This window comes from Maribacter sp. PR1, assembly GCF_028464145.1.
Classification (GTDB): Bacteria; Bacteroidota; Bacteroidia; order Flavobacteriales; family Flavobacteriaceae; genus Maribacter.
The window spans coordinates 264,121-290,460 of record NZ_JAQPCG010000005.1 but is presented as its reverse complement, the minus strand read 5'-3'; the positions used below and the strand labels follow the sequence as shown (position 1 = coordinate 290,460).

The window sequence follows — 26,340 nt, the reverse complement described above, 5'->3', positions numbered from 1 at the left end:
TTAATTTTACGTCCTATTGTCTATTACTTGAACATGGCTCCGGTTAAAGCTACCATAGTACGTTCTTTACCTTCTTCGGCCTTATAGGTAACATAGTAAGGTCCATCACCCGATACTCCTGAAACCGGAATACTTACCTGGGTACCTTGACCACCAGATTGGGCAGGCATTGTAGCTTCTCCAACTTTAGGTCCATCAGGCGTATTTTCATGTATCTCGAATGTGAAGCTCAGGTTAGGAGCACTTTGCCACCCCATTTCCAAAGTCAACGAATTGACTCCTTTTAATGTAGTATCAGCAAGTTCAAACCATCCCATACCTGAATTCAGCAACAATAAATCCCTACCCCCAAAAGATACGGCCTGCATATTATTGGTTTTCAAGGCTTCTGTCAATTGAATGGAACTACTCGGTATAGCAACGGACTTGGAACCTGTCAATGGGATAGTCCCTTCTGCTCCTTCATCCGTATAACTTGCCGTTAAAACCAACATATTACCAGGAGCCGAGGCTTCTGCCGTGATAGTGCCGTTTAAAGGAAGTGACTTTTCCTCCTCCTGGTCTCCTGCTAGGGAAAGAATATACAAAGCAATCTGTCTGGTTTCATCACCGGTGATTTTCGGGTGTGCGGGCATGGTTACCTCTCCCCAAACACCGTTTCCACCGGTTTTTATCCTTGTTTGCAGATAACTCATGGCATCCCTTCTATCCTTGTACTTTTTGGAAACATCCATGTAGTTTGGACCTATAGAAGCTTCTGCTTCCTTATGACAGGTCTTACAATCCATGGACTGCGTTAGGGCTTTACCTGTAACCGCTGCAGAAACCTGTTGATGTCCTAAATTCATGGCCACCTTGTCCATTCCTTCCAAGTAATCTACACTGACAAAAACATTACCATCATCTACCGTTCCTCCATCCGGGTCGGTCACACTTACCTCATAATCTATTTTCTGACCTGGAAGATAAAATGCAGGCATACCACCCTTAACGTTTATAGTAACCTCAGGACGTGAATTTCCGGCAACGATATTGGTGCTTTCACTTGATATGGTCTCGCCTTTATCATCCTTAACGGTTACATTAAGGTTGTAAGCTCCGGCATCGGCATAGGTATAGTTCACATTTGGTTCCGTGGTTTCCTTGGTCTCACCATTACCAAAATCCCACACATAGGACATGGTATCACCTTCTCTGTCACTGGCTTCCACTGAAGCACTTACGGCCAAAGGTGTTTTACCAGAGGTGGTTTCAACAATCATATTGTCGATAACAGGAGGTCTGTTTCCTCCATTGTATTTGATGTAAGACAAACCGGAGTTGGCATTTTGGGAGAACCATCCACTTCCATACTCCAAAAGATATACCCTTCCATCCGGGCCCATCTCCATATCTATAAGGTTGTTCAATTTAACCTCTGGAGCAAAAGGCTCCATTTTATAGAAACTTCCATCTTTGTCTAAATGCACAGCGAACATCCATCCACGCATCCAATCGTAAATAATAACCTTACCATCGTAGTAATCGGGCATTTTTTCCCCACCAGGATATAAATCAGAATAATAGGTTGGCCCGGCCATAGCATTTCTACCACCTGTTGTAGTCTGAGGAAACCTACTAGATTCATCATAGGGATAAAAAACATAGGCTGGCATTGCCGGTGGCAATTCCGTTAACCCTGTATTGTTCCTTGAGGTATTCATCGGTTTTTCTGGGTCAAATGCTTCCCCGGATTCTCCAGTTTCATAATTATATTCCCTATACGCATAGTTATCACCAATAAACAGAGGCCAACCAAAGTTACCGGGCTTACGCGCCTGGTTCATTTCATCATATCCTCTTGGTCCTCTGGTTTCCAAGCTATCTGCTCTAGCATCGGGTCCTACATCTCCCCAATATAAATAGCCTCTCTTAACATCCACGGAAATCCTATATGGGTTTCTATGTCCCATAGTATAGATTTCCGGTCTTGTTTTCTCCATTCCAACAGGGAAAAGATTTCCTTCCGGAATGTCATAACTACCATCCTCGTTCACCTTTATCCTAAGAATTTTACCCCGTAAATCGTTCGTATTTCCAGAACTTCTGCGTGCATCAAATTGTTCATGTCCCGGGATATCGTTCAATGGAGCAAAGCCATTGTTTACATACTTTACACCACGCTCATTAAATGGTGTAGAATTGTCTCCCGTAGATAAGTACAAAAGATCATCTGGACCAAAAGCAATTGAACCTCCAGTGTGACAACAAATTTCCCTTTGTGTATCAATTTCAAGTATTGTTTGCTCGGAATCCAAGTCAAAATTACCATCGGCATACTTGAAACGGGACAGACGATTTATCCATTTATCCCCAGTAGGGGCATAATAAACATAAATCCAGTTGTTATTGGCGTAATCGGGGTCTTTCTGTAAACCCATAACACCTTCCTCTGCATTAACACCTGGAGTTTCCAGAGTTTTCCAATAGACATCCAATTTGGCAACTTCCTTTAATTCTTGGGTTTCATCATTAAAAAGTACGATTTCACCCCTTCTTTGTGCAATCAACACATCATTATTGGGTAAAACGGCCATTTCTGTAGGTTCAAAAAATTGACCTTCTGATAAGATTACTTTTGAAAAACGATCTGTGTCAGGAGGTATTTGTGATGTCACTTTGGAATAATCCAAAAGTTCATTCTCTCCAATGGCATATTTGATTCCGCCCAAAACATGCTTTAGAAATAAATCTTCGGAAAAGCTCTCATCTGTATGTCCGGCACCCGTATAAAAAGAACGACCCCCATCAAAATCATGGTACCATGCAATGGGATGATAATCGCCATTTTGGCCACCTTCATAACTCGATTCGTCCAATGTTATCAGCACATTAATATCATCATTGATATTCTTATAATTGTATAATTCATCGTCTCTGTTCCAAACGGTATCCGTAAAAAACTCGGTAGCGATAAAGTTTTTGTCCTTGATGATGAAATCTGCGTTGGGGGTTCCCCTGGGGTGACTCAAGAACTGGGCTCCTGCGAGGTCGTTATACCAACCCCAGTCATATTCCGTATCGGCGGCGGCATGTATTCCCACATAACCTCCACCTGCTTGGATGTAGCGCTCAAATGCAGCTTCCTGAAATTGATCTAGAACGTTACCCGTGGTACTCAAGAAAACCACAGCAGAGTATTGCTTTAAGTTGTCGTCAGTAAACATTTCCGCATTTTTGGTCGTATCAACGGCAAAACCGTTTTCTTGTCCCATCTTTTGCAATGCGGCAATTCCTGCGGGAATGGATGCGTGTTTAAAACCCATGGTTTTGGAGAATACCAAGACCTTAGGTTCTCCTTCACGTTTATTGCCACCACATGAGACAATAACAAGCGCAAAGCCCAAGAGCAGCGCATTAAAAACTTTTTTCATACGTAAATTTTGTTGTTTGTTGGTTTACTAAACCTCAAAAATAGGTTTCGCAAGCTTATGAACCAATTGTTTATAGGCTAAAATTGTATTTTACGTATATTTTAACATTGAAAAAAGACTATATGCTAAAAATACCTGAACTATATTTTAAAAATGACACGGAATTTAGGGAATGGTTACATATCAACCATTCCAAGCATGAGGGCATTCATTTGATATTTTTCAAGGTTGCACATGAGAATGATAGTATGCGGTGGGAAGAAGCGGTAAAGGTTGCCTTGTGTTATGGTTGGATCGATAGCACGGTAAAAAGTTTGGGCGATGGTAAACGAAGACAATATTTCTGCCCTAGAAAGCCAAAAAGTGTATGGAGTAAAGTGAATAAGGAATATATCAAGGTTCTAAAAGCGGAGGGTCTTATGCACAAGGCCGGACTCGAAGCAATCCGAATTGCCAAGAAAAATGGTTCATGGATGGCTTTGGACGACGTAGAAGCCGGAAAGATTCCAGAAGACCTACAGTCCGCATTCAATAGTAACAAAAAGGCTTTCAAAAACTTCCAGAACTTCACCAGAGGGCAACAAAAAAGTTATCTCTATTGGTTGAATCAGGCAAAGCGTGAAGAAACGAGGCAAAAGCGCGTCAGCGAAATAATACAACATTGCAGTGAAAACATTAAATATAGAAACGGAGGTGGAAGGTAACATCATCTTCTTTTCTCATAAAAGCACATGAATGATATCGATTAAACTGTATAAAGCCCTATTTTTACACCGTGTTTGTTTGATATGACGAGCTAGCGTGTTCCCGTTATTGACATTTCAATCAGATACTATTAATAAAATGTCCAAATTACCTGAAGAACATCGTTTTTTAGATTTATCGGATTACGGAAGATCAGTCGCCTTTCAACTGGTTCAAGTAATAAAAACAACCTCTATCACCCCTATCCATATTACCTTTGCCTTTGTCTTAAGTGGTATAACGGCAATAGTGCTCCTACTCAATGAATACTACGGATTGGCGTTGCTGTTTTTGATTTTAAAATCAATTTTAGATGCAGCCGATGGAGAATTGGCAAGGGCTAAAAACACACCTTCACATACGGGAAGGTATTTAGATTCGATATCCGATATTATCTTAAACCTAATCCTGTTCTTGGCTATCTGGTACATCACAGATGGTTCCTTACTGCTTACGGTAATATCATTTATTTGCCTGCAATTGCAGGGTACCCTCTACAATTACTACTATGTCATTTTACGTAATAGGCATAATGGAGATACCACGAGTCGTATTTTTGAAAATAAAAGCCCCAATGCACTTAAAGGGGAAAGCCAGAAAATGGTAAACTCCATGTTTAGAATATATTTCCTGTGCTATGGTACTTTTGATTCCATTATCTACAGGTTGGATAAAAATGCGGCCAAAGGCAAACTATTTCCAAAATGGTTTATGACTGGGGTTTCCTCATTTGGATTGGGTTTTCAACTATTACTCATTGGTCTTATGTTTACATGGGGCTGGCAGCAGTATATCATTCCCTTTTTCATAGGCTATTCCATTATGATATTTATATTTATCCTGATTAGGCGATTACTGAATCGCTAATTCTTTTTACCTTCCGTATTCAATTTATTTTTTAGCTGATGAGATACAGTTTTTCCTTACTAGGTATCGGAATGTTGTTTTTGGTGCTGATAAGCTGTGAAGCAGAAAAAAAGGTTTTCTATGATACCCTTTTAAAAGGGGGAAATATCATAAACCTTGAAGATGGCTCCGTCGTTGTTGGCGATATCTATATTTCCGATGGTCAAATTGCCAAAGTATCCTATGATAAGGCCGATGAAAACTCCACCGCAAAAAATGTGGTAGATGCCACCGGAAAATTCATTTTACCCGGATTTTGGGACAACCACGTGCATTTTCGCGGGGGCGACTCCCTAATTGAAGCCAACAAACGTTTTTTAGGACTCTTCATTGCCAATGGAATCACCACGGTGCGTGATGCCGGTGGCGATTTGACCACAGCTGTCATGCAATGGAAAAAGGCTATTGAAAACGATGATATGGTTGGACCCACCATTTTTACCTCCGGACCCAAAATAGATGGCCCCGGTGGAACTTGGGCGGGTTCTTTGGAAGTAGAAAACGAGGCAGATATAGAAGAGGCATTAGATTCTCTCGAAGCCATCCCAACCGATTTTGTCAAAATCTATGACAGTAAGATTTCCGAGGAAAACTATCTCAATACCATTCGCGCTGTGGAAAAAAGAGGGTTGATTACCTCGGGACATATGCCCTTTACCGCTACGTTGGAATCCACCATAGATGCAGGAGTCGATGCCGTAGAACATCTCTACTACATCATGAAAGGTTGTTCCTCACAGGAGGACGTAGTTACCGAACAACTTCAAGACAACAAGATAGGTTTTTGGGATGCCATGCCGATACTGCAATCCACTTATGATGATTCTGTGGCCAAGCAAACGTTTGAACACCTAAAACAAAAAAATGTGTTTGTGGTACCTACCTTGCATATCGGGAACACCCTGAGTTATATGGACGAGGTGGACCATAGCGAGGATGCGTATTTAAGATATATGTCGCCCGGAATTGTAAAAACCTATGAAGGGCGAATCAACCGGGCCAAAAATGCTTCTGAAAAAGCCATACAAGATCGAAAGGTATTGGACACCTTTTTCAAAAAATTGGCATTGACCTTAAACCAGAATGAGGTTTCCTTATTGGCAGGTTCGGACAGTGGTGCTTTTAACAGCTATATCTACCCTGGAATATCACTCCATAAGGAAATGGAGGCTATGGTAGATACAGGAATATCTCCATTGGATGCCTTAAAGGCTTCGGCCTATAATGGAGCCAAATTCCTAAAACAAACGTCGGACTACGGAACTTTAGAATCCGGCAAAGTGGCCGATATTGTGATTTTGGATAACAACCCCCTCAAAAATATCAAGAACACCCGGAATATTTTTATGGTGCTTAAACACGGTGAAAAATTCACCAAAGAATCCTTGGAACAAATAATAACCAATTAATGGTATGAAAACAATACGATACTTTGTGTTTTTGATTTTTTTGGTTGCCTGTAATGTTGGAAATCAAATCCAGACCAAAAAAGATATCCTAATTTCCGATATTTCCATTATCAATGTCACGGACGGTTCGGTATTGAAAAATAGCTACGTGGTTATCGATTCAGGTCGGATACGTTCCATCTCCAAAAAAACTGTGGACACCTCACTTTTTAAAACAGTGATCAATGGGTCTGGGAAATATCTCATGCCAGGTCTTGCAGAAATGCACGCTCATATCCCGCCTCCTGAAGTCGGTGAGGAGCGTATCAACGAAACCTTGTTTTTGTACCTGTCCAACGGCGTAACAACTATTCGAGGAATGCTTGGAAATCCGTTACACTTGGAATTAAGGGAAAAGGCAGCTAACGGAAACTTATTGAGTCCCAGAATTTATACTTCAAGTCCTTCTTTAAATGGAAACTCCGTAACCTCAAAAGAGGAAGCCATTGAAAAGGTAACGCAATATCAAAAAGACGGTTACAATTTTTTAAAGATACATCCGGGAATACAACGGGAGGTGTTTGACCAAGTGGTGGAGACCGCCAACAGCGTAGGTCTTCCATTTGCAGGGCATGTTCCGGTCGATGTAGGGATTCGCCATGCCTTGGAAAGCAAATACGCCTCCATTGATCATGTGGACGGATTTTTGGAGGGACTCGTTCCAGAATCAGCGAATGTAAATCCTAGCGATAATGGATTCTTTGGATATGCATTTACACCTTTGGCCGATACCACCAAAATTGATGAACTTGTAGCACTCTCCAAAGAGAATGCGGTTTGGATCGTACCTACCCAAAGCCTTTTTGAAAGATGGTTCGCCCCAATTTCGGCAGATGAATTACTCAGTCAGCCCGAAATGAAATACATGCCCAAAACCACCTTGGACAATTGGCGGAATACCAAGAATAGCTACATGGAGGACAAAAATTTTACGGAAGCACAATGGCAGCAGTTTGACGCCATCCGTAAAAAATTCATCAAAAAATTACAGGAAAACGGACAGGGAATCTTGCTAGGTTCTGATGCCCCTCAATTGTTTAACGTACCGGGCTTTTCCATTCAGCATGAAATTGCAGGAATGCGAGGTGCCGGAATGACTCCTTTGGAAATTATTCAGGCAGGGACCATCAATCCGGCTACATTTTTTGATGCCAGGGATGAATATGGTGAAGTCAAGGAGGGTTTGTCCGCTGATTTAATATTACTAAATGAAAATCCATTGGAAAAGCTATCCACCTTGCAGCATAACGAAGGTGTTATCGTCAAAGGACAGTACTTGTCCAAGGAAATGATTGAGGAAAAACTAAATGAAATTGCACAACATGCAGCGAACAATTAAATCTATAAGAATTTGGACCTTACTATTGCTTTTCTTCCTTACCCAAAGTTATGCACAGACCCTTTTGAAACCCGACCGTGTTTTTGACGGAACCGATATCCATGAAAATTGGGTGGTATTGGTGGAAGGTACTACCATAACCTTTACTGGTGCATTGAGCGGTCTCAAAAAACCCAAGGGAACACAAGAAATCGATTTGGCCGGTACAACGCTAATGCCCGGCATTATAGAGGGGCATTCACATCTTTTATTACATCCGTATAATGAAACGGATTGGAACGACCAAGTGCTCAAGGAATCGCCGGTTGAGCGTGCCATACGGGGTTCCGTACATGCAAAAAACTCCCTGATGGCCGGTATCACGACCATGCGCGATTTGGGCGCGGAAGGTGCCGGATATACCGATGTCTATTTAAAAAAGACCATTGAGGACGCAATCATTGTAGGCCCAAGATTATTGGTAGCAGGTCCCGCCATTGTGGCCACAGGGGCATACGGCCCAAAAGGTTTTCATGATGGTGTCACTGTTACCTTGGGAGCGGAGCCCATTAGCGGAAAAGAAGAAGCAATAAAAACCGTAAGAACGCAAATGGGCAACGGAGCCGACCTGATAAAAATATATGCCGACTATCGCTGGACGCCCGGAGCGGATTCCCAGCCTACCTTTTTACAGGAAGAAATCGATGCCATGGTGGAAACCGCCGAAAGTGCGGGAAAATATGTGGTAGCGCACGCCGGTACCCCAGAAGGTATGAAAAGAGCCATTCTGGGTGGCGTAGAAACCATTGAGCATGGAGACGGAGGAACCTTGGAAATATTTAAACTGATGAAAGAAAAAGGCATTGGCCTTTGCCCTACCCTGGCTGCCGGGGATGCAATTACCCGATATCGAGGGTGGGACAAAGGGAAGGACCCTGAACCGGAACGTATTACGCAAAAGAAAAAATCATTTAAGCTAGCGCTTGAATCGGGAGTACAAATTGTTTTTGGTGGGGATGTGGGTGTCTTTACCCATGGAGAAAACTATCGGGAGATGGAGTTGATGGTCGAGTATGGGATGAAGCCGCAAGATGTTTTGGTTTCTGCGACCAGTGGAAATGCCGCAATATTCCATTTGAATCAATTGGGGCAATTAAAAAAAGGCTTTTTAGCCGATATCATTGCCGTTAAGGGCAATCCTTTTAAAAATATCGAAGCTATGAGACAAACGCCTTTTGTGATGAAGGATGGCGTAATTTATAAGGGCAATTAATTTATTGTTGGTTGAATAAAATTGACTATTTACTTTGAAATTATCACCTTAAAGAATGTCCGACCGTAAACCTAAAAGTCCTTGGCCGACCAAAGCTGCTATGGAGCAGATTTATGATAAAAATTTATGGGGCGGTGATAAAGATGAATTTTATTCTGGAATTGGCTCTCATGATCCTGAGATTCTAGTTCCTTATATTCAAACTGTTGGGAGATTTTTGACAAGCTTTGATACCCCATTAACGGTGTGTGATTTGGGTTGTGGTGATTTCAATGTAGGAAGAAAATTGGCACCACTTGCAAAGAATTATATTGGTGTCGATATTGTAGCAGATCTCATTGAACACAACCAAAAAACCTTTGCAAATGGAAACGTTAGCTTCCAATCTTTGGATATCGCCAAGGGTAGGCTCCCATCAGCAGATTGTGCTATGATTAGGCAAGTGTTTCAGCATTTATCCAATGACGAAATAAAACAAGTTCTGCCAAAATTGAATAACTATAAATACGTAATTCTTACCGAGCACTTACCCGCTGAAAGTTTCGTACCCAATGCAGATATTATTTCCGGACAGGGAATCCGTCTTAAAAAACAAAGTGGAATCGACCTGTTAGTACCACCTTTCAATCTAAAAATAATCGAAGAAAACCAATTATTGCGATTACCTGAAAAGAATGGTACAGGTATTATCGTTAGCGTACTGTACACTATGTTTTAAGGTAATCATGACTATGAATTTCTAAACCCCTTTAATGTCCGCTTTACCTCTTTGGTTTAAAATGAATAACGTGGCCAGATAGATAAAAACGATGGCAAAGGGTATCGCCACAAATCTATACTCTGGTAGTAAATACCATAAAAATAAGACCACTGCAGTCCTTGTCATTGTATGAAAAATACCTACCCAATGTTTAACGATCCAGGAAAAAGGTAACCACATTAACCCGGTTAAGATACCCACGCTCAAGGGCAACGAAGTATAATCCAGAAGGAAAAAAGGAATGGCTATGGAATATACCAGTACCGCCTGAGCCACGGTAAACATAAAGAGCCCGTCAAATTCATTTTTGGGCTTGCTCTTATCCATAAAATGCTCCCCCGTAAATTTTGAAAGGAACAGTCCTAAATAAACAATACTTCCCGTTCCGATGAATATGGACCAAACTGCAACCATGGGTGAAAAAAATATACCGCATAGGCCAATGAGTGTCCAAACTATGAGACCGGACAAGGGCGTTGCCATAAATTTTCCATTTGAAAATTCAATGCGTTGTACTTCTAAGGTTCTTTTCATGGGTGTGAAAATTGTTCTGCACGAATATATTCAAAAACTAAGAGTAATAGTTCTCGATTTAATATTGGTAGTTGTTTTACTGGTATACTTTATATTTTTTTAGATTACGAGTTGGAATCAACAATTTCCATGGTCCTGCTGTAATTTTAAATTTTCTAAAAAACTTTTCAACCTAATCAATGATTCTACCTCAACTAGGGCTAGATCAATTTTTAAGGATTTGGTTTTGGTTTTGGTTTTCAAAATATAATATCCAGATGTGTTCTGGACTGACGTTATCTCGTCAAGTACCATTTTAGTCTCAAAGCCATACAACATGTTTTTGCGTACAATTTCATTTTTAATGACTATATATTGATGATAAGAATCATATAAAAAATGTCCCAAGTAGAGCGTTCCCACCAAGAGAAATCCGTAGTCCATCCATCCAGCATTACCTTCTTCCCAAATCCTCAAAATGGCAAGTCCTATCCATATAAGTCCCAAAACCAAATGTATATAAAGTCTTTTCTTCTTGAATTTAATTTTCATAGGTGTTCCCTCATTTATATAAGATACCTCTAAATATACATAACCTATTTCTTTTCGTAAATTCCCCGAAACAAGGTATTGATTACTTCCTTTTTTTGGTTTAATATCACCCAAAGCTGTGTGACCGTACCATCCTCATTTGGCGTCCATGTAATCTGGTTATAGTAATCCCCATCAGGATTTTTGACCATTCCACTGGTCATGACCATGGCTCCATCTTCGTTCGGGTTCCCTTTAAGTCGTAGTACGCCTCCAGTATTACTCACCCATATTTGGTTCCATGAATTTTCTACACCATCAAAAAAGTTATAGCTGGTACCTGTACTGCCTGAAGCACCGACCCAATTCTCCAGTAACACACAACCCGCTTGCATTTTCAGAATCTTATTGGTTCCCAAAACATCGCCATTGGTATTATACACCTCCCAATCACCTAACCAATAATCAAAGGCCTGGTGGTTTTCAGTACAACAGGCACAGGATTTGGTGTCTTGCGCATTGGCTGTGCTCCATAGGCCAGAAAATAGTATTACGATATGAAAGATTCGTTTCATTCAGAAACCATTTTATATTGATGAGCCTTTCTAAAATACTAAAATTGAACCAGTAAACGGCTATAATTCTGTAGTATGCCTAGTTTTAACAGGAGAGTTAACCCAAATAACATCCTTACTATCTAAAAGCTATTTATGGCAGTTTCTATATCTTCGAAATAAATCTTGTCCATAGGATTGGAATAGGGGTCGGACATTCGTCTACCGGCCAAATACAATTCCTTTGCTGTTTTCAGTCGGTCTAAGGAGGGTTCTGCCTTTCCTAATTCTCTCAGTGTTAAAGCTGAATAATAATGGTTCTCCGCAAGGTCATTTACCTGGGCCTGTTTCTCAAAAATCCTCAAGGCCTTTTCCCATTGCGCGGTTTGCGAATACATTACACCCAAATGCACATAGTCATTGGGCCCTACAAAGTCCTCCGCCTCGTTCTTGGCAATTTGGTCTTCCATAATTTTAATGGCCTTTTCCATTTGTCCCAAAGCCTTATAACAAAGGGCTTTTGCGATGTTCAGGTGATAGGTTCCATTTTGTGACTGACCAATATCATAATCCACCATACTGTCCAGTCTTTCAATGTCGCCGATGGCGCCTTGGTAATCCCTGAAAAACTGATATCGGCACCACCCTCTATAACCCAAGCGTTCTTTGGGGTTGAGTTCCACGGCCTTGTCGATCAGCGTTTTCCAAGTGAGGAAATCCCCACTTTTTAAATATGCGATGGATTTGGCCCAGTAGGGATAATCGAATGTAGGATCTATAGCAATGGCCTCATCCAAAATAGATTGGTATTCCTTGCTGAACTGGTAGTGCCCCCTAATTTCCATGGCCTTTTTACAGGCCTCGTATTTGACAAGGTCACCATTATACTTAAAGGCTTCGCAATTGGGTTGGCCCCATAGTTGCAGGCTCAAGAAAAGTACTGTAAGATAAGGTAAGAGCTTCTTCATGGTAAAATTTCGGTTATCTGTCCGTTCCGTATTTTAAAGATCAAATACATGTAATAATCCACTGAAGTTTCCTCCCGGTATTGAATTTTCCAGTTTTCAATGGATTTAGTAATGTTGAGCAGTTGGTCCCTTATGGATGTATCAAATTCAAAGGGTTTATAGTTTTCGTCCGACTGTATAATTCTAAAACGCCCAGCTTTGCCGTTGCAATTGACCAAAAACCGAATCCGGACCATACCGTTTTGAAGGTTGTCCTCCGGGTGCTCGATAATCTGAAGTAAACCGATGAACCAAGGCAGACTTCTCACCCACGTAGACAGGACCTTCACCTAAATTAAAATACTGCAAGACCTGTTCCTCCCCATTGCAGGCATTAAAACCGGGCGCATCCAAAGAATCGTTATGTACACTATCCCCTACCCACCTGAGGTATTGAGGTTTGGGCGTGTTCATTTTCTCTTTGGTGTTGCAGTTAAGATTGCAAAAAATAAAACCTATTACAAAGAGGGGAATCAAGTGTTTTTTCATTGTGAAATCCGAGTCATGGTTAGGTAATTGGTTCTATCCTGAGAATGAAAAAACTCCAAACTGTAAATCCAAGAGTCCATAAGCAATAGGGATCAGAAGTAGCATATACTAGCAATTAATTTCTTACGGTGTTAGCCATAGTTTTTTATTTTCCATTCAGCATATTATAAATCAGCGCAGTCACTATAATATCACTTTCCGCATTATGTTCTTTCAAATTCGGTTTAAGTGCTTGCCATTCCTTTTTATTTCCAAATAGTTTATCTGCTGAATTATATAGTGAAATTTTAAATCCATATTTGTGTCCAAGTTGTTTTCCTGTCAATTTCATTGTGTCAACTTTATTTTTTTTCTTTAATAAAAATGGAATACCTGCTTTTACAAATTCAGCGTGCAATACTTTGTAGTCAAACGCAATATTGTGTCCAACAATATCATCCACTTTTGATGAGGCAACGGTCAAAGCTAAAAGAGCTTTTTCTAATTCCACACCTTCTGTTTCACATTTTTCGTTAGTAATTCCGTGTATTTTAATTGCTAGTTTTGGAATTCTCTCTTTCTGTTTTATATAAAAAGTTTCTCCATCGTAATTTCCATTTATATCAACTAACATAAAAGCGAGTTGAACAATTCTTGGGAAGTTGTCTGAATGGTCAATAACATTTTGTTTTGTGACTCTAATCGAATTGTCATTTATCAATCCAGTCGTTTCTGTGTCAAGGATTAATGCAGTTGGTTTGAATGTACTTTTGTTCTTTACAGGTTGTAAAGCAACTTCTTTCTTAATTGTTTTTGTTACAACTTGTTTTTTTTCAGAATTAGCTGTCGAAGTGTTTTTATTCGACTTTTTCATTCTGCTAAATCCGACTATAATAAAGACAATCGCAATTATGATTATTAAAAAGTCCATTCTATAGTTTTATATTATGGCTAATAATTATATATGTATACAAATTCACATATTTCTATTTTAGGGGGAGTACCCTAAAAATCCTACAAATAATTGGTTTCGGCAAGAGAAAGGGGAAATATGTGGCTTTGACCTCTTTGGCTCACTTCGACTCCGCTAAGTGACCAAAGGTACAGAAGACCGCTCATACATCGCTGTTTAGATAGTCAATGAGCGGATTGGAAATGACCTTTCAAAAATTAAATATCCAGAGTCATATACACGGAACTCGAGGGGCAGATTTCGGAGAATTCCTTCGTTTTTAAAATGGTCGTGGGAGCGTTAGACTTTTCCGCCACGGTAAAACCGTAGTGCTCAAAATAGCGATCGGCCGTAGTGGTTAATAAATGTAGATATTGTATTCCGTTTTTTTTGCATGCGGAACAAAGTTCGGACAACAACTCCTTCCCTATTCCCTTCCCTTTATAGCTATCGGCCACCGCCAAGGAGCGTAGCAGTCCGTCAGCATCATATTGTTCAATACCTATGCAACCAATTAATTGGTCCTGCGCTTCCTTAGTAATGAATTCCACTTTGGAAGATTGTAAATCCTCGTAAGGAAGATTATTCCTTTTTAACAAATCTTGTATCTTTTGAAGGTCCGTTTTCCGATTCATACGTAGCCTTTAATACTGAAAATTCTCCAATGGAGCGCAGTTGTTAGCCGTGTAGAAAATTAGTAAAAAAATGGATAAGCGCTATTTCCTATTTTACCTCGTTCATCAATACTTCTATAGATTTTTCCAACTGTTGGTCACGCCCTTTAGAAATGACCTCAGGTTGGTTCTTGACCAAGATATCCGGGTCGGTCTCATTGTTCTCCATCCACTCCCCAGCCTTGTTCTTGGCGCTTACGGGCACTACGCCCCAAACCCCGCCATTGGGCAAACGCTCCCAACCGGCAAAGCTACAGGTACCGGGAACCGGCATACCCACAGTAGTTCCAATCTTTAGCTCACTATAGCCGCTCGCAAAACAAGAACCGTCACTGTACATCGATTCGTTATACATGGCCAAGGTTGGCTTGGTCCATCTAGAGGTAGGTTCGCCCCCTACGACCCGGTCTTCGGTCTCGTAGGACAAAAAGGGCACTCCGGTAAAGAACATGGCCAAATCTGCCACCAAATCGCCACCGCCGTTAAAACGGGTATCCACAATCACACCCTTTTTATCAAAAAACTTGCCCATCATTTCCTCATAGATAGATCGGTAAGGTCCATCGCTCATTCCCGGAATATGGACATAGCCCAAGGTGCCGTTGCTCTTCTCCTTCACTTCCTTTTCGTTGGTCTCTACCCAGCGATCGTATAATAAACCGTCTTCCTCGTCTAAGGAAATAGGCTTAACCGTAATTTGCTTACGACCACTGTTTTCACCCACGATATCCAACAACATAAATTCGTCCTTCTTACGATTTAGGTAGCTAGCCACATCTCTTGTCGGCAAAATGGTTTCCCCATTTATTTTTTCAATAATCATTCCTGGGCTCAACTTAAAGTCGGCCTTATCCAAGGGTCCGCCTTTAATTACCTCAGCAATCTTAATACCGTTTCCGGTATGTTCATAATCCATAAAAATACCCAAGGAAGCAGTTTCGTCCCCGTTATCGATATTGTCGCTGTAGCGACCACCTGCATGCGATACATTCAGTTCACCCAATAACTCCGAAATCATCTCGGAAAATTCATAGGAATTACCGATATAGGGCAGGTATTTTTCATATTCCGTACGCATGGACTTCCAATCGATTCCATGAAAATTGGAGTGATAGAAAATACCATTGGTACGTAACCAAATATGATCGAACATATATTGGCGTTCGGCATCGGCATCCAATACAATTTCCGATTTTAGCTTTACGGGCTCCTTTTTTCCTGCCTTTACATCTATTTTGGCAATGCTCCCATCGGCCAATAAGTACAGATTTTCCTGCTTTCTGTCCCATTGTAGGCTTCCGCTTTTGGCGCCCAAAGTCACCAATTTTTTGGTTTCTTTGGTCCGAATTTCGGTTTCCCAGAGGTCTAGGTCTTCCTCAAAACGGGTCAAATAATATAATTTTTCACCGTCTTTGGATAATACGGCATCTTGTAGTTTGGACGAATGAATGGTGAGTCGGGTTTTGCGATCTTCGGTTCCGTCTAAATCGAACTTCAAAGGTTTTACGACTTCCTCCTTTTTATCCTTCTCTTTCTTCTTTTTCTTTTTGTCGTCCTCCTTATCATCCTCGTCTTTTTTATCGCCTTCTTCAATCAACTTCATCAAATCATACTCCTCCTTGGAAAGGTTGAATTTATCCCATGCGTCTTGGGTAAGGAACATAGAATAGACATCAAATTCGGACCGACCACTGGTAGCATAGCTCTTTAGTCCATGTCGGTTGGAGAACCAGATGATTTGATTGCCATCGCCAATCCATTTGGGTTGCATGTCGTAATAGCCACTTTCGGTAAGATTTTTCCGGGTCTTTCCATCTGCTGAAATCAAAAGGATTTCGCTATTGCTCAAGGTAACACCCCAATCGACCAATAACCATTTGCTGTCGGGACTCCATTGATAGTATTTATCGCCATCGGAGAAATGATATAAATCTTTGGGAGTTAAAAGTGTTACCGTTTCCTGAGTTTTTAAATTTTTGATTTTCAAGGTTCTACGCCCTTCTATATAAGCAATTAAATTACCATCTGGTGAAAATTCCGGCAAATATACATCCGTACTATCGGTCACCAAGGTATCTTCCCGTACCAAGGTGGATGCAAAAAAGTAGGGCTCTTCCTTACGCTCCTTAACCGTCTTAAAAATGGACCATTTTCCGTCTCGCTCACTCGCATAGGCAATTCCGGTCCCATCCGCTGTAAATTTAATAAAGCGTTCCTGTTCCGGAGTATTCGTTAGTCTTTTGGTCATTGTACCATCTACAGAAGTGGAAAAAACCTCTCCGCGACTTACAAAAGCGATTTCCTTTCCGTTCGGTGCGAGATCCATTTCCCTTACTCCCCCATTTATGGAAACATATTCCACGGAGTTGGTCCCGGACTGCGTTCTTATCAAGATATCCACTTTTTGAGGTTCACCACCTTCGACAAGGGTATATAGCTCGCCATCGTAGCTAAAAGCCATGATACCGTTACCTATACTGAGAAAGCGAACGGGATGGGTCTTTAAGCTGGTTATCTGTTGTTTTTCAGAAGGGTTGTCCAAATTTAATTTGTAGACATTAAAGGAGCCACTCTCCTCACTTAAGTAATAAATCGATTTTTCATCGGCACCATACACTGGATTACGGTCCTCCCCTTTAAAATTTGTGAGCATTGTATGTTCGCCACTTGGTAAATCATATTTCCAAATATCACGAGTTATGGCCGAGGTATGGTGTTTTCTAAACGTATCTTCATATCCCTTTTTATCATGATAGACCATTTGGGTACCTTTTTTATTAACCTGCACATCCTCCGCTGGCACCGTTAGCACCTGTGAAATTCCACCTGCCGTAACGGGTACACTATACAGTTCCGGTTGCCTTCCCATAGGATATTGACGGTGTTTTACATCATCCTGCCTGGCCGCCCCAAAGAGCACGTTTTTATCATCAGCGGAGAATGAATATGGAGTTTCATCGTTACTATGAAAAGTCAATCGGGTAGCCTCGCCACCCTTGGCATTCATGACGTAAATATCAAAATTCCCAAATCTGTTCGAGGCAAAAGCCAAGGAGTCCCCATCCTTACTCCAGACAACTTGATAATCATGAGCCTTATGAAAGGTCAATTGTTGGGCAACACCCCCATCTTTTGGAACCCTATAAACGTCTCCTTTGTAAGTAAACGCGATAGTGTTACCATCGGGTGATATGGAAGGGTATCTAAGCCACTTTGGGCTATCTTGAGCATGTAATTGAATAGTGAAAAAGAGGGAAATGGAGAGGAGTTGAATATAGTATTTCATTCTTGGTTTGTGCTTGGTTTTTAATCTGGGGAAGATAGGTAAAATGCAAATAAGGCCGCAAAGAATTTGTATATATGGTTATGAACCCTTCTTAGCTTTCTAAAATGTACCTATTTTAGTATTACAAAATGTTTTATGGACGAAAAAACCTATTGGACGCAACGTTACCAAGAAGACACTATGGGATGGAACATAGGCTATGCTTCCACCCCTATCAAGAAATTTGTGGATCAATTGACCGATAAGGAAATCGACATCCTAATACCTGGAGCAGGTAATGCCTATGAGGCCGAATATCTCTATAAGGAAGGTTTTAAGAATGTCCACGTCCTCGATATTTCAGAGGTTCCCTTAAAAACATTCAAAGCTCGCAATCCTAATTTCCCAGAAACACAGCTTTTAAACAAAGATTTCTTTACACACCAAGGACAATATGATTTAATACTGGAACAGACCTTCTTTTGCTCCTTCATTCCTACCGATGAAAATAGAAGTAACTATGCCAGACAAATGCATCATTTGCTGAAACCCAAAGGTATTTTGGCCGGTGTTTGGTTTAATTTTCCGCTGACCGGCAATATGGAAAAACGACCCTTTGGTGGAAATAAAGAACTTTATTTAGGCTATCTAAAGCCCTATTTTAATACCATAACCTTCGAGACTTGTTACAATTCTATTCCAGAACGTCAAGGAAACGAACTTTTTGGAATATTTCAAAAGCAATAAACTCCTAAATCGATTTTGGTTTTAATACGCTTTTGATAAAACCAACGAATCTATTTATTAAAAAGAGAAGCAAACAGAAAATGCCTCCGAACACTATAGGAATAAAAGCGCCAAAAGTAAAGGCCGCACCCAATACCCACCCCAAATAATATTCTGATTTATATAACGGATAAATAAAGGCGAGCAAGAAAACAAGGGCCAGGATATAATCAGTATATTCAAGTCCGTTGACAAAGCATACGGATATGGCCACAGCAAAAAGTAAGCCTCCCAAAAATCGCCAAAGTACCTTTTGCAAAGGCTCTTCACTATTGTTTTTATCTATTCGTTTTTGAATTCTATATAATAAAAAATAAACGAAAAAGGGAAATACAAGTGCGCCTACCCAATTGGGGATACCGGGCAGATTAGGGTTATGCAGTAGATAGTGCGTGGGTATTCCACCATGTAAATAATCCCAAATCACCTGCCCCCAAATTGCCAAAGTCATCGCTGAGGTTATCAGTATGCGTTTTGTAAAGTTTAACCTAGCTTTCATAATAATTCCTTTTGATTGATTGATTGATTGATGCTACCATCAGTCGCATATTGGAGGAACTTGTTACATAATTCATCAGAATCCCGATTGTGCAATTTTTATGTCCTTCTATTTCATTAACACCCTTTTAAGAAATACGCGTAGGCAATTCTAGTATATTTAGGCAACCAATCCAAAACCTAAACAGATGCCAAAAAAACGGCCTTGATTTTATTCCTTTTAAATCATGTTCACAACGTTAAAATGTTGTAATACCGTAACCATTCATTCAAAACAAGAAAAATCGATCCTATGAAAAAATTAATGTTGATTATTGCCGTTGCCCTTATTTGGAGCTGTAAGGAAGAAAACAAAAAACCTGACGAAAGCTCCATGGCAAAACAAATAAAGTCCTATACCATTGAGCAAATGATGGATAACGAGTCCATTGGTGGCGGAAGTTTTTCTTCGGACAATTCCAAATTATTAATATCCAGTAACCGTTCGGGAATTTATAATATGTACACGATACCAACCGATGGTGGGGAAATGATGCCCGTAACCCAATCCGACAGTTCTTCGGTATTTGCCATTTCTTATTTCCCCAGGGATGAGCGTATGCTTTTTAGAATGGATGGTAACGGCGACGAAATCTATCATATTTACATAAGAAACCTTAATGGTAGCTTTACTGACCTTACTCCTACCGAAGGGGCCAGAGCGGGTTTCCATTCTTGGGCGGAGGATAAGAAAAGTTTCTTTTTTACTTCGAACAAACGGGATTCTCGATTTATGGACTTGTACCAGATGGATTTTCTTAACTATAGTCCAAAATTGATCTATCAAAATGATGAAGGATATGATATTGGCGATTTAAGTGATAACGAAAAGTACCTTTCGCTCTCAAAATCTATAAACACAAACGATTCGGATCTGTTTTTATATGATTTGCAGACCAAAACCCAAACCCAAATCAATACCGAGCAGAGTGCGAATAGCAGTCAAGATTTTGCACCGGATAACAGTGCACTTTACTATACAACTGATTTGGGTAACGAGTTTTCCTATTTGATGAAATACGATATTTCAACCGAAGAACGAACCAAGGTAATGGAGCGCGATTGGGATATTATGGGAAGCTATTTTACGGAAAATGGCACCTATCAGGTTACCTACATCAACGAAGATGCAAAGAACACCATTGAGGTGAAGGAAACCGAAACCGGGGAGAATATAGCGCTTCCCTCCTTCCCAAACATGGCCATTACCAATGTTGGTTTTTCGGATGATGAAAAATGGATGCGTTTTTACGCAGGAGGTTCACAAACCCCCAGCAATCTCTATGTCTATAATTTGGAAACCAAGGAAACCAAACAATTAACAAATGTCCTAAATCCAGAAATAGCCCAAGAAGATTTGGTTACGGCGGAAGTCATTCGGTACAAATCCTTTGACGGATTAGAAATACCAGCCATTTACTATAAACCGAAACAGGCATCGGCAAATAGCAAAGTCCCCGCCCTAGTTTGGGTACATGGAGGCCCAGGAGGGCAATCCAGACAAAACTTTAGTTCCTTTATCCAGTATTTGGTCAACCATGGATATGCTGTATTGGCTGTCAACAACCGTGGAAGTAGCGGTTATGGAAAATCCTTTTACAAAATGGATGACCTCAACCATGGCGACAAGGATTTAAAGGATTGCGTGGAAGGTAAAAATTGGTTGGCCGCCCAACCGGAAATTGACGCAGAAAAAATAGGTATTATCGGAGGTTCCTATGGTGGTTACATGACCATGGCCGCGTTGACTTACACGCCAGAGGAGTTTGCAGTAGGCGTAAATCTCTTTGGGGTAACCAATTGGATTAGAACCTTGAGAAGTATTCCGCCATGGTGGGAATCCTTCAAGGAGGCGTTGTACTTAGAATTAGGTAATCCCAATAGTGCAGATTCAGTACGGCTAAAGGAAATATCCCCATTGTTCCATACCGATAAGGTTACAAAGCCACTCATTGTACTACAAGGTTCCAAAGACCCCAGAGTGCTTCAGGTTGAGTCGGATGAAATAGTAGCTGGTGTCAGGAAAAATGGAGTTCCTGTAGAGTATGTCCTTTTTGAGGATGAAGGACATGGCTTTGTAAAAAAGGAAAACCAAATAGAAGCTTATAGTCGTGTACTTCAATTTTTGGATGTCTATTTAAAGGGTGATAAGGGAACACCTATTAAAGATGGAGAGCCTATGGAAAGCGATATATAAAAAGTCTGTTATTCATACTATTTAAAAATCAAAAGCACTTTACAAACAATGAGGAGATTACTTTTAGCGGTATTTACCCTAATTTCTATTACGGCACAGGCACAGGAGAACGGCGAAGACCAATTGGGAAGTTGGCATATGTATTTTGGGACCAACCAAATTGCAGAAAAGTGGAGTATCCATTCCGAGGCACAACTGCGGTATTATGAACAGGCTAAAAATTTCAATCAACTGTTATTGCGAACAGGGTTGAATTATCATATCAATCCCAATGCCATAGCAACGGCTGGGTTCGCCTATATTAAAACCGACCCAACCTTCTTTGAAGCAGCTTTGATAGATTTGGACGGACAAGCTTCCGACAATATCTCGGAAAACCGGATTTTTGAGCAATTTATTTTGAAGAATAAGGTCTGGGAATTGTTATTTGAACATAGATACCGACTAGAGCAGCGATTTATAACAGACAGCGACTTGAACACAAAAAGCACACAACACCGCGCCCGATACCGGTTACAAATGACGGTTCCCCTGACCGATGTTTTCTTTCTCAACTTTTATGATGAAATATTCATTAACCTACAGAATGAGGCTTTTGATCAAAATCGGTTATATGCCGCGGTCGGTGTAAATGTTACCAATAACCTAAGTGTTCAAGCCGGGTATCTTAAAAATCATTTTAGAACTGTGGACTATGACCGACTTCAAGTCGCTGTTTTTTATAATCCGGACTTGCGCAAGCTATTTAAATAGAGTGATTTAAGCCGTATTCCGTTATTATTTGGAATACTGTTAAAATGATTGGCGTATGAGTTCATATAGCGCTAGGAATTTCTTAATTTTAACATTCACTAATTTAAAAACCAGAAAAATGAAAAGTATATTAAAATTTCCGTTGGCCGCTTTGGCTCTTGTAACTGTTTTCAGTTGTAAAGAGGTAAAGAAGGAAACCAACGATGCCGCGAATGAAGCGGAGGAAACCATGGAAGAAATGACGATGGAAGAAGAAGTGGAAACCATTAAATTTATGATGGAGCCTAAAAGCGAAAGTGATGTTCAAGGAGAAGTAACCTTCACGGAAGAAGATGGTGAGGTTAAAATGATGGCATCATTTACGGGGCTATCTGAAGGTGAGCATGCAATCCATATTCACCAAACTGCAGATTGTTCTGCAGATGACGGTACTTCTGCAGGTGGTCACTGGAACCCAACGAATGAACCACATGGTAAATGGGGTGCAAGTGAAGGCTACCACAAAGGAGATATTGGAAACTTTACCGCAGATGCCGATGGCAATGCCACGGTTGAATTTTCGACCTCGGAATGGTGTATTGGCTGCGACGATGAGAATAAGAACATTGTAGGGAAAGCTGTTATTGTACACCAAGGATCGGACGATTTTACAAGTCAGCCAAGTGGTGCTGCAGGACCAAGAGTTAGCTGTACAGGTATTATTCAATAGGATTAAAATTAATTAATATAAAAGCCATCCCGAGGGATGGCTATTTTTATTTTTAATCGCTAAATTCACACCCATGCAATTAGACCTCTTAGTCGAAAAATTTCAAAAGAAGGATGCTACCGCTTTTGAAACGCTTTATGGTATGTATGCCGAAAATATTTGCGGTGTTATCAATACTATAGTAAAGAACGAAGGAAGGTCCCAAGAGATTTGCCAAGATGTCTTTGTGAAAATATGGAACAATGCATCGAGCTATAATTCAGCTAAAGGAAGATTTTTTACTTGGATATTGAACATCGCCAGGAATGCAGCTATCGATGAAATACGTAGTAGGTCGTATAAAAATGAAAAAAAGAACCTTTCCGCAGACTACTTCGTAAGTGTTTTAGAAAGTAAGGAGGACGATAGTACAACTACTACGGATACAAAAGGTCTTAAAAAGTTGGTACAAAGTCTAAAGAAAAAATGTGTTCAAATTATAGAACTGCTATATTTTAGGGGGTATACCCAAAAAGAAGCCGCCGAGGAATTGGCCATACCTATAGGAACCGTAAAAACAAGGAATAGAAGCTGTATTTCCAAATTAAGGGAAAACATGGAAGTCGAATAAATGAATGTTCAAGAATACATAGCGTCAGGAATATTGGAACTTTATGTTGCAGGAGTTCTCACAGAGAAAGAAAACCTGGAAATAGATGCCTATGCAAAAGAATATCCGGAAATTAAGGCTGAAATAATCAACATTGAAAATGCAATCTTGGAATTGACTCGAAGAAGCAATACTGTAAATCCATATTCTTTCGATACTCTTAAAACTAAATTGGGCAACCTGGAATCTGACACCAAAGTGATTCCTATGAAAAAAGGTTCCGATTGGACACCTTACTTAGGATGGGCCGCATCCATTTTATTGGCGATCGGTTTATTCTGGGTATATAACCAAAACGAAAATCTAAAATCTGACATTGAGATTGTAGAACAACAGAATCAAGCATTGGAACAGCAGATTGCCGATTCGGATGCTTCCCTAGAAAAAACACAGGATTTATTAAATACGTTAAGGGACAAGAATATATCCGTGATTTCCTTAGGTGGACAAGAAGTATCACCCACCTCGTACGCAAAAGCCTATTGGAACAGGCAAGAAGAAAAGGTTTTCATCGATGCCCAAGGACTACCCGAACCACCAGATGGTTTTGTATATCAAGTTTGGTCGCTAAAACTATCGCCTTTAACACCAACAAGTATGGGATTATTGGAAGATTTTGCCACGGATGACAATAAGGTCTTTGCTTTAAACAATCCCAACGATTCGGAGGCCTTTGGAATTACCTTAGAACCAGCAGGCGGTAGTGAATCCCCTACTCTGGAGCAGTTATACACATTAGGGGTTGTCTCAGCTTCCTAAATAAATTGATTCCCAACAGCGCTTAAATACTGGAAATTTTACTATTTTTCGACCATGGATTTAAAGAAACTCTTTGGCACCGTTCTCACCCTTCTAGGCATCGGTGGTTTGGTATACGCGGCTATTTTATTTGGAAATAGTACGGGAACAACAAAAGCTTTAATTGTTTACGCCGTATTGGGTGCAATCTTTTTCTTTTCGGGAATTGGGCTTATTAGAACAACAAAGAGCAAAGAGTAACTTAGAGTTATATATCCTTGGATATTCTGTGAAAACCTAGTGTCCTTACCAGCCATTTTGGCAAAGGCTTTGCCGGATTTCTATTTTTTAAATTCAAGTACAATCCCAACGGCTTAAAAATAGGGACTTTATGTGTCTCCACGAATTCAATCAAGGTACCATCCGGGTCTTCTACATAGCTAAAATGTCCGGCAGCGTCTCCCATGTCAAAGCTATCGGCACTGTCCACGGTAAAGGGATAATTTAAGCTATGGGCACGTTTCCTTAATTTTTTCATTCCATGAACATCGAAACATATGTGTATATAGCCTAGATCGCCCCAAAGTCTATTCTCAAAAATTTTCAGCGGTTCCCTGTCCAGTGCCTGTAACAACTCTATTTGTGTTGGTCCCAATAACTCGCCAAAACCACCTATTTTTGGTCTGGAATGCCCCAGTACCACTTTTCTATAGCGCCCAACTTTATCTGGATTCGTATTTAACGGGATTTCTATGGTTTTCTCGTAAAGTACAGTCCCATATCCTAATAAATTCTTATAAAATTTGATTGATTCCTGTATGTTCGAAACACCAATTACAGCACCAAGAACACCGCCTATACTATTTTTTGTGGTAGAAAAAGCATAGTTATCCTGTACCACCTCCACCAAATTTTCCCAAGGGTCCTGAAAATAGAACGAAGACCCTATTTCATTACTTACTGTAAGCGCTGTTAAGTAATTAAGATTTAATTTCTTTAATGTTTCATAACTAGCTTCAACGTCATTGGTCCTTAATTTCATTGCATTAATTCCCAAATCCCCCAAAACAACAGGAGCTTTGGGCTTTTCAGGAGTCCTGCTGGTGAATTGCCATATTTCCAAACCTCCTCCTCCAAGCATGTTTAAAGATAAATAGGCATTTCGCTGACAAACCTCATCCTGGGTATATTGGGTCATAAGCGTAGCTGAAGCCTCATCTTTAAAAAGAAGAATATCAAAACCTAAATACTTTCTATACCAATTGAATACCACTTTAATATCGGATACACCGATTCCCACTTGTTGAATACCGTTTATGATATCAGGCATTGTATGGTGTTCGGATAAGTTTGTCATGGATGGTTTTTAGTTTTTGGCCGGGATATCCCATTTTAAAAAGTACAATGAGCAGTAAATTGGAAAGGTTAACTCTCAGATAAGAATTACACTCGTACTTACGGGATGAAACTATCAAATTACTCTTGACAATTTTATAGCGAATTTTTTGCTCCTTCATACGGCGAAAAAATTCAAAATCCTCCATTAGAATTTGAGTTTCGCTAAACCTCCCTAAACTTTCAAAAACATTTTTTTTAATAAAAAGACATTGATCACCACCTCCCGTAAAAATTCCATCCTTAGTCGTAAAATAGGAATTGACCTTTAAAGGAAGACTCTTTTTATCGAACCTATAGGAAAAAAAACCAGCATCGAATCTATTTTCTATCGTTCTTCTGATGTCCTGAAGGAAGGATTTTGGTGGTTTTACATCGGCGTGTAAAAAAGCAAATACATCTCCATTCGCCATTTTCGAAGCCTCGTTCATCTGAGATGCCCTTCCCTTCTTGGAGCAACGTAAAAAATTAGCCTTCTCTTTAATTTCTTGCTTAAAGTCATCGTTGCTTTCTGGAGAAAGCGCCACAATGATTTCCACCGGTTCACAAGTTTTTAGATGGGATAGCACATCAACCAAATACTCGATGTTCTTTTTTTCCTTATGTGCTGGGACAATAATACTAATCATATAAGCAAACCTCTTGTTACCAAAACCGTACCTTGTATCATTGGTATTTTAATAAATCTACGTAATTAGAATGGAAACAGTTTTACTTTTGTGAAAATTACCTCACAAAAACTTGATTGAA

At 40.2% G+C, this 26,340-nt stretch carries 25 protein-coding genes; 13 read left to right on the top strand and 12 right to left on the bottom strand.

What is annotated here, in order from left to right; all coding sequences use genetic code 11:
* Positions 1-23: 23 nt before the first annotated feature.
* Positions 24-3,413 carry a ThuA domain-containing protein gene (locus PP182_RS12205; protein WP_272651535.1) on the bottom strand — a complete coding sequence of 1,130 codons (3,390 nt, stop codon included), beginning with the start codon at positions 3,411-3,413 and terminating at the stop codon, positions 24-26.
* Between the two features lie 122 nt (positions 3,414-3,535).
* On the opposite strand from PP182_RS12205, the gene PP182_RS12200 reads away from it, so the two are divergent.
* From PP182_RS12200 to PP182_RS12175, 6 genes are all read left to right on the top strand, one after another.
* Positions 3,536-4,117: a YdeI/OmpD-associated family protein gene (locus PP182_RS12200; protein ID WP_272651534.1), complete on the top strand. Its 582-nt coding sequence runs from the start codon at positions 3,536-3,538 to the stop codon at positions 4,115-4,117.
* A 139-nt stretch (positions 4,118-4,256) separates the two neighbouring features.
* Positions 4,257-5,024, top strand: a complete 768-nt coding sequence (locus PP182_RS12195; protein WP_272651533.1) for a CDP-alcohol phosphatidyltransferase family protein — start codon at positions 4,257-4,259, stop codon at positions 5,022-5,024.
* 38 nt (positions 5,025-5,062) lie between these two features.
* The gene (locus tag PP182_RS12190) at positions 5,063-6,472 is read left to right on the top strand and encodes an amidohydrolase family protein (protein WP_272651532.1); all 1,410 of its coding nucleotides are present in this window, start codon (positions 5,063-5,065) and stop codon (positions 6,470-6,472) included.
* 4 nt (positions 6,473-6,476) lie between these two features.
* Positions 6,477-7,850 (top strand): amidohydrolase family protein, encoded by a 1,374-nt coding sequence (locus PP182_RS12185; RefSeq protein ID WP_272651531.1) that lies wholly within the window; start codon positions 6,477-6,479, stop codon positions 7,848-7,850.
* Entirely contained in the window at positions 7,834-9,102 is a 1,269-nt protein-coding gene (locus PP182_RS12180; RefSeq protein WP_272651530.1) for a metal-dependent hydrolase family protein, read from the top strand. The genes PP182_RS12185 and PP182_RS12180 overlap by 17 nt, the downstream gene beginning before the upstream one ends.
* A 55-nt stretch (positions 9,103-9,157) precedes the next feature.
* Positions 9,158-9,820 carry a class I SAM-dependent methyltransferase gene (locus tag PP182_RS12175; protein ID WP_272651529.1) on the top strand — a complete coding sequence of 221 codons (663 nt, stop codon included), beginning with the start codon at positions 9,158-9,160 and terminating at the stop codon, positions 9,818-9,820.
* 21 nt (positions 9,821-9,841) lie between these two features.
* Here PP182_RS12175 and PP182_RS12170 read toward each other — a convergent pair whose 3' ends face one another.
* The 8 genes from PP182_RS12170 to PP182_RS12135 form a co-directional block, all read right to left on the bottom strand.
* A complete protein-coding gene (locus tag PP182_RS12170; protein ID WP_272651528.1) occupies positions 9,842-10,396 on the bottom strand; it encodes a DUF7010 family protein in 555 nt (184 codons plus the stop codon).
* A 117-nt stretch (positions 10,397-10,513) separates the two neighbouring features.
* Positions 10,514-10,927 carry a hypothetical protein gene (locus tag PP182_RS12165; protein WP_272651527.1) on the bottom strand — a complete coding sequence of 138 codons (414 nt, stop codon included), beginning with the start codon at positions 10,925-10,927 and terminating at the stop codon, positions 10,514-10,516.
* A 44-nt stretch (positions 10,928-10,971) separates the two neighbouring features.
* Entirely contained in the window at positions 10,972-11,481 is a 510-nt protein-coding gene (locus tag PP182_RS12160) for a hypothetical protein (RefSeq protein WP_272651526.1), read from the bottom strand.
* 122 nt (positions 11,482-11,603) lie between these two features.
* Positions 11,604-12,428 carry a tetratricopeptide repeat protein gene (locus PP182_RS12155; RefSeq protein WP_272651525.1) on the bottom strand — a complete coding sequence of 275 codons (825 nt, stop codon included), beginning with the start codon at positions 12,426-12,428 and terminating at the stop codon, positions 11,604-11,606.
* A gap of 183 nt (positions 12,429-12,611) precedes the next feature.
* Complete coding sequence (locus tag PP182_RS12150) at positions 12,612-12,881, bottom strand: hypothetical protein (protein WP_272651524.1); 270 nt, start codon at positions 12,879-12,881, stop codon at positions 12,612-12,614.
* A gap of 220 nt (positions 12,882-13,101) precedes the next feature.
* Positions 13,102-13,866 (bottom strand): 3'-5' exonuclease, encoded by a 765-nt coding sequence (locus PP182_RS12145; protein WP_272651523.1) that lies wholly within the window; start codon positions 13,864-13,866, stop codon positions 13,102-13,104.
* Positions 13,867-14,105: 239 nt separating this feature from the next.
* Complete coding sequence (gene arsN2 / locus PP182_RS12140) at positions 14,106-14,522, bottom strand: arsenic resistance N-acetyltransferase ArsN2 (RefSeq protein ID WP_272651522.1); 417 nt, start codon at positions 14,520-14,522, stop codon at positions 14,106-14,108.
* A gap of 88 nt (positions 14,523-14,610) precedes the next feature.
* Entirely contained in the window at positions 14,611-17,847 is a 3,237-nt protein-coding gene (locus PP182_RS12135) for a S41 family peptidase (RefSeq protein WP_272651521.1), read from the bottom strand.
* A gap of 135 nt (positions 17,848-17,982) precedes the next feature.
* Here PP182_RS12135 and PP182_RS12130 point away from each other — a divergent pair, with 135 nt between their 5' ends.
* A complete protein-coding gene (locus PP182_RS12130) occupies positions 17,983-18,573 on the top strand; it encodes a methyltransferase domain-containing protein (RefSeq protein WP_272651520.1) in 591 nt (196 codons plus the stop codon).
* Positions 18,574-18,577: 4 nt separating this feature from the next.
* On the opposite strand, the gene PP182_RS12125 is transcribed toward PP182_RS12130, so the two are convergent.
* Positions 18,578-19,111 (bottom strand): hypothetical protein, encoded by a 534-nt coding sequence (locus PP182_RS12125; protein WP_272651519.1) that lies wholly within the window; start codon positions 19,109-19,111, stop codon positions 18,578-18,580.
* A gap of 291 nt (positions 19,112-19,402) precedes the next feature.
* On the opposite strand from PP182_RS12125, the gene PP182_RS12120 reads away from it, so the two are divergent.
* From PP182_RS12120 to PP182_RS12095, 6 genes are all read left to right on the top strand, one after another.
* On the top strand, positions 19,403-21,346 hold the full coding sequence (locus PP182_RS12120) for a S9 family peptidase (protein ID WP_272651518.1): 1,944 nt from the start codon (positions 19,403-19,405) through the stop codon (positions 21,344-21,346).
* 48 nt (positions 21,347-21,394) lie between these two features.
* Positions 21,395-22,099 carry a DUF2490 domain-containing protein gene (locus tag PP182_RS12115; protein WP_272651517.1) on the top strand — a complete coding sequence of 235 codons (705 nt, stop codon included), beginning with the start codon at positions 21,395-21,397 and terminating at the stop codon, positions 22,097-22,099.
* A gap of 118 nt (positions 22,100-22,217) precedes the next feature.
* The gene (locus PP182_RS12110) at positions 22,218-22,808 is read left to right on the top strand and encodes a superoxide dismutase family protein (RefSeq protein WP_272651516.1); all 591 of its coding nucleotides are present in this window, start codon (positions 22,218-22,220) and stop codon (positions 22,806-22,808) included.
* A gap of 73 nt (positions 22,809-22,881) precedes the next feature.
* Positions 22,882-23,418, top strand: coding sequence for an RNA polymerase sigma factor (locus PP182_RS12105; RefSeq protein WP_272651515.1), 537 nt, complete (start codon positions 22,882-22,884; stop codon positions 23,416-23,418).
* The gene (locus PP182_RS12100) at positions 23,419-24,216 is read left to right on the top strand and encodes an anti-sigma factor (protein ID WP_272651514.1); all 798 of its coding nucleotides are present in this window, start codon (positions 23,419-23,421) and stop codon (positions 24,214-24,216) included.
* A 54-nt stretch (positions 24,217-24,270) separates the two neighbouring features.
* On the top strand, positions 24,271-24,456 hold the full coding sequence (locus tag PP182_RS12095) for a hypothetical protein (RefSeq protein ID WP_272651513.1): 186 nt from the start codon (positions 24,271-24,273) through the stop codon (positions 24,454-24,456).
* A gap of 7 nt (positions 24,457-24,463) precedes the next feature.
* Here the strand turns inward: PP182_RS12095 and PP182_RS12090 are convergent, their stop codons facing one another.
* Positions 24,464-25,552, bottom strand: a complete 1,089-nt coding sequence (locus tag PP182_RS12090) for a VOC family protein (protein WP_272651512.1) — start codon at positions 25,550-25,552, stop codon at positions 24,464-24,466.
* Positions 25,518-26,219: a glycosyltransferase gene (locus PP182_RS12085; RefSeq protein ID WP_272651511.1), complete on the bottom strand. Its 702-nt coding sequence runs from the start codon at positions 26,217-26,219 to the stop codon at positions 25,518-25,520. The genes PP182_RS12090 and PP182_RS12085 overlap by 35 nt, the downstream gene beginning before the upstream one ends.
* Positions 26,220-26,340: the final 121 nt, after the last annotated feature.

Coding starts and splice junctions, on each gene's coding strand:
- PP182_RS12205 (WP_272651535.1), bottom strand. CDS start 3,413: ATGAAAAAAGTTTTTAATGCGCTGCTCTTGGGCTTTGCGCTTGTTATT.
- PP182_RS12200 (WP_272651534.1), top strand. CDS start 3,536: ATGCTAAAAATACCTGAACTATATTTTAAAAATGACACGGAATTTAGG.
- PP182_RS12195 (WP_272651533.1), top strand. CDS start 4,257: ATGTCCAAATTACCTGAAGAACATCGTTTTTTAGATTTATCGGATTAC.
- PP182_RS12190 (WP_272651532.1), top strand. CDS start 5,063: ATGAGATACAGTTTTTCCTTACTAGGTATCGGAATGTTGTTTTTGGTG.
- PP182_RS12185 (WP_272651531.1), top strand. CDS start 6,477: ATGAAAACAATACGATACTTTGTGTTTTTGATTTTTTTGGTTGCCTGT.
- PP182_RS12180 (WP_272651530.1), top strand. CDS start 7,834: ATGCAGCGAACAATTAAATCTATAAGAATTTGGACCTTACTATTGCTT.
- PP182_RS12175 (WP_272651529.1), top strand. CDS start 9,158: ATGTCCGACCGTAAACCTAAAAGTCCTTGGCCGACCAAAGCTGCTATG.
- PP182_RS12170 (WP_272651528.1), bottom strand. CDS start 10,396: ATGAAAAGAACCTTAGAAGTACAACGCATTGAATTTTCAAATGGAAAA.
- PP182_RS12165 (WP_272651527.1), bottom strand. CDS start 10,927: ATGAAAATTAAATTCAAGAAGAAAAGACTTTATATACATTTGGTTTTG.
- PP182_RS12160 (WP_272651526.1), bottom strand. CDS start 11,481: ATGAAACGAATCTTTCATATCGTAATACTATTTTCTGGCCTATGGAGC.
- PP182_RS12155 (WP_272651525.1), bottom strand. CDS start 12,428: ATGAAGAAGCTCTTACCTTATCTTACAGTACTTTTCTTGAGCCTGCAA.
- PP182_RS12150 (WP_272651524.1), bottom strand. CDS start 12,881: ATGAACACGCCCAAACCTCAATACCTCAGGTGGGTAGGGGATAGTGTA.
- PP182_RS12145 (WP_272651523.1), bottom strand. CDS start 13,866: ATGGACTTTTTAATAATCATAATTGCGATTGTCTTTATTATAGTCGGA.
- arsN2 (WP_272651522.1), bottom strand. CDS start 14,522: ATGAATCGGAAAACGGACCTTCAAAAGATACAAGATTTGTTAAAAAGG.
- PP182_RS12135 (WP_272651521.1), bottom strand. CDS start 17,847: ATGAAATACTATATTCAACTCCTCTCCATTTCCCTCTTTTTCACTATT.
- PP182_RS12130 (WP_272651520.1), top strand. CDS start 17,983: ATGGACGAAAAAACCTATTGGACGCAACGTTACCAAGAAGACACTATG.
- PP182_RS12125 (WP_272651519.1), bottom strand. CDS start 19,111: ATGAAAGCTAGGTTAAACTTTACAAAACGCATACTGATAACCTCAGCG.
- PP182_RS12120 (WP_272651518.1), top strand. CDS start 19,403: ATGAAAAAATTAATGTTGATTATTGCCGTTGCCCTTATTTGGAGCTGT.
- PP182_RS12115 (WP_272651517.1), top strand. CDS start 21,395: ATGAGGAGATTACTTTTAGCGGTATTTACCCTAATTTCTATTACGGCA.
- PP182_RS12110 (WP_272651516.1), top strand. CDS start 22,218: ATGAAAAGTATATTAAAATTTCCGTTGGCCGCTTTGGCTCTTGTAACT.
- PP182_RS12105 (WP_272651515.1), top strand. CDS start 22,882: ATGCAATTAGACCTCTTAGTCGAAAAATTTCAAAAGAAGGATGCTACC.
- PP182_RS12100 (WP_272651514.1), top strand. CDS start 23,419: ATGAATGTTCAAGAATACATAGCGTCAGGAATATTGGAACTTTATGTT.
- PP182_RS12095 (WP_272651513.1), top strand. CDS start 24,271: ATGGATTTAAAGAAACTCTTTGGCACCGTTCTCACCCTTCTAGGCATC.
- PP182_RS12090 (WP_272651512.1), bottom strand. CDS start 25,552: ATGACAAACTTATCCGAACACCATACAATGCCTGATATCATAAACGGT.
- PP182_RS12085 (WP_272651511.1), bottom strand. CDS start 26,219: ATGATTAGTATTATTGTCCCAGCACATAAGGAAAAAAAGAACATCGAG.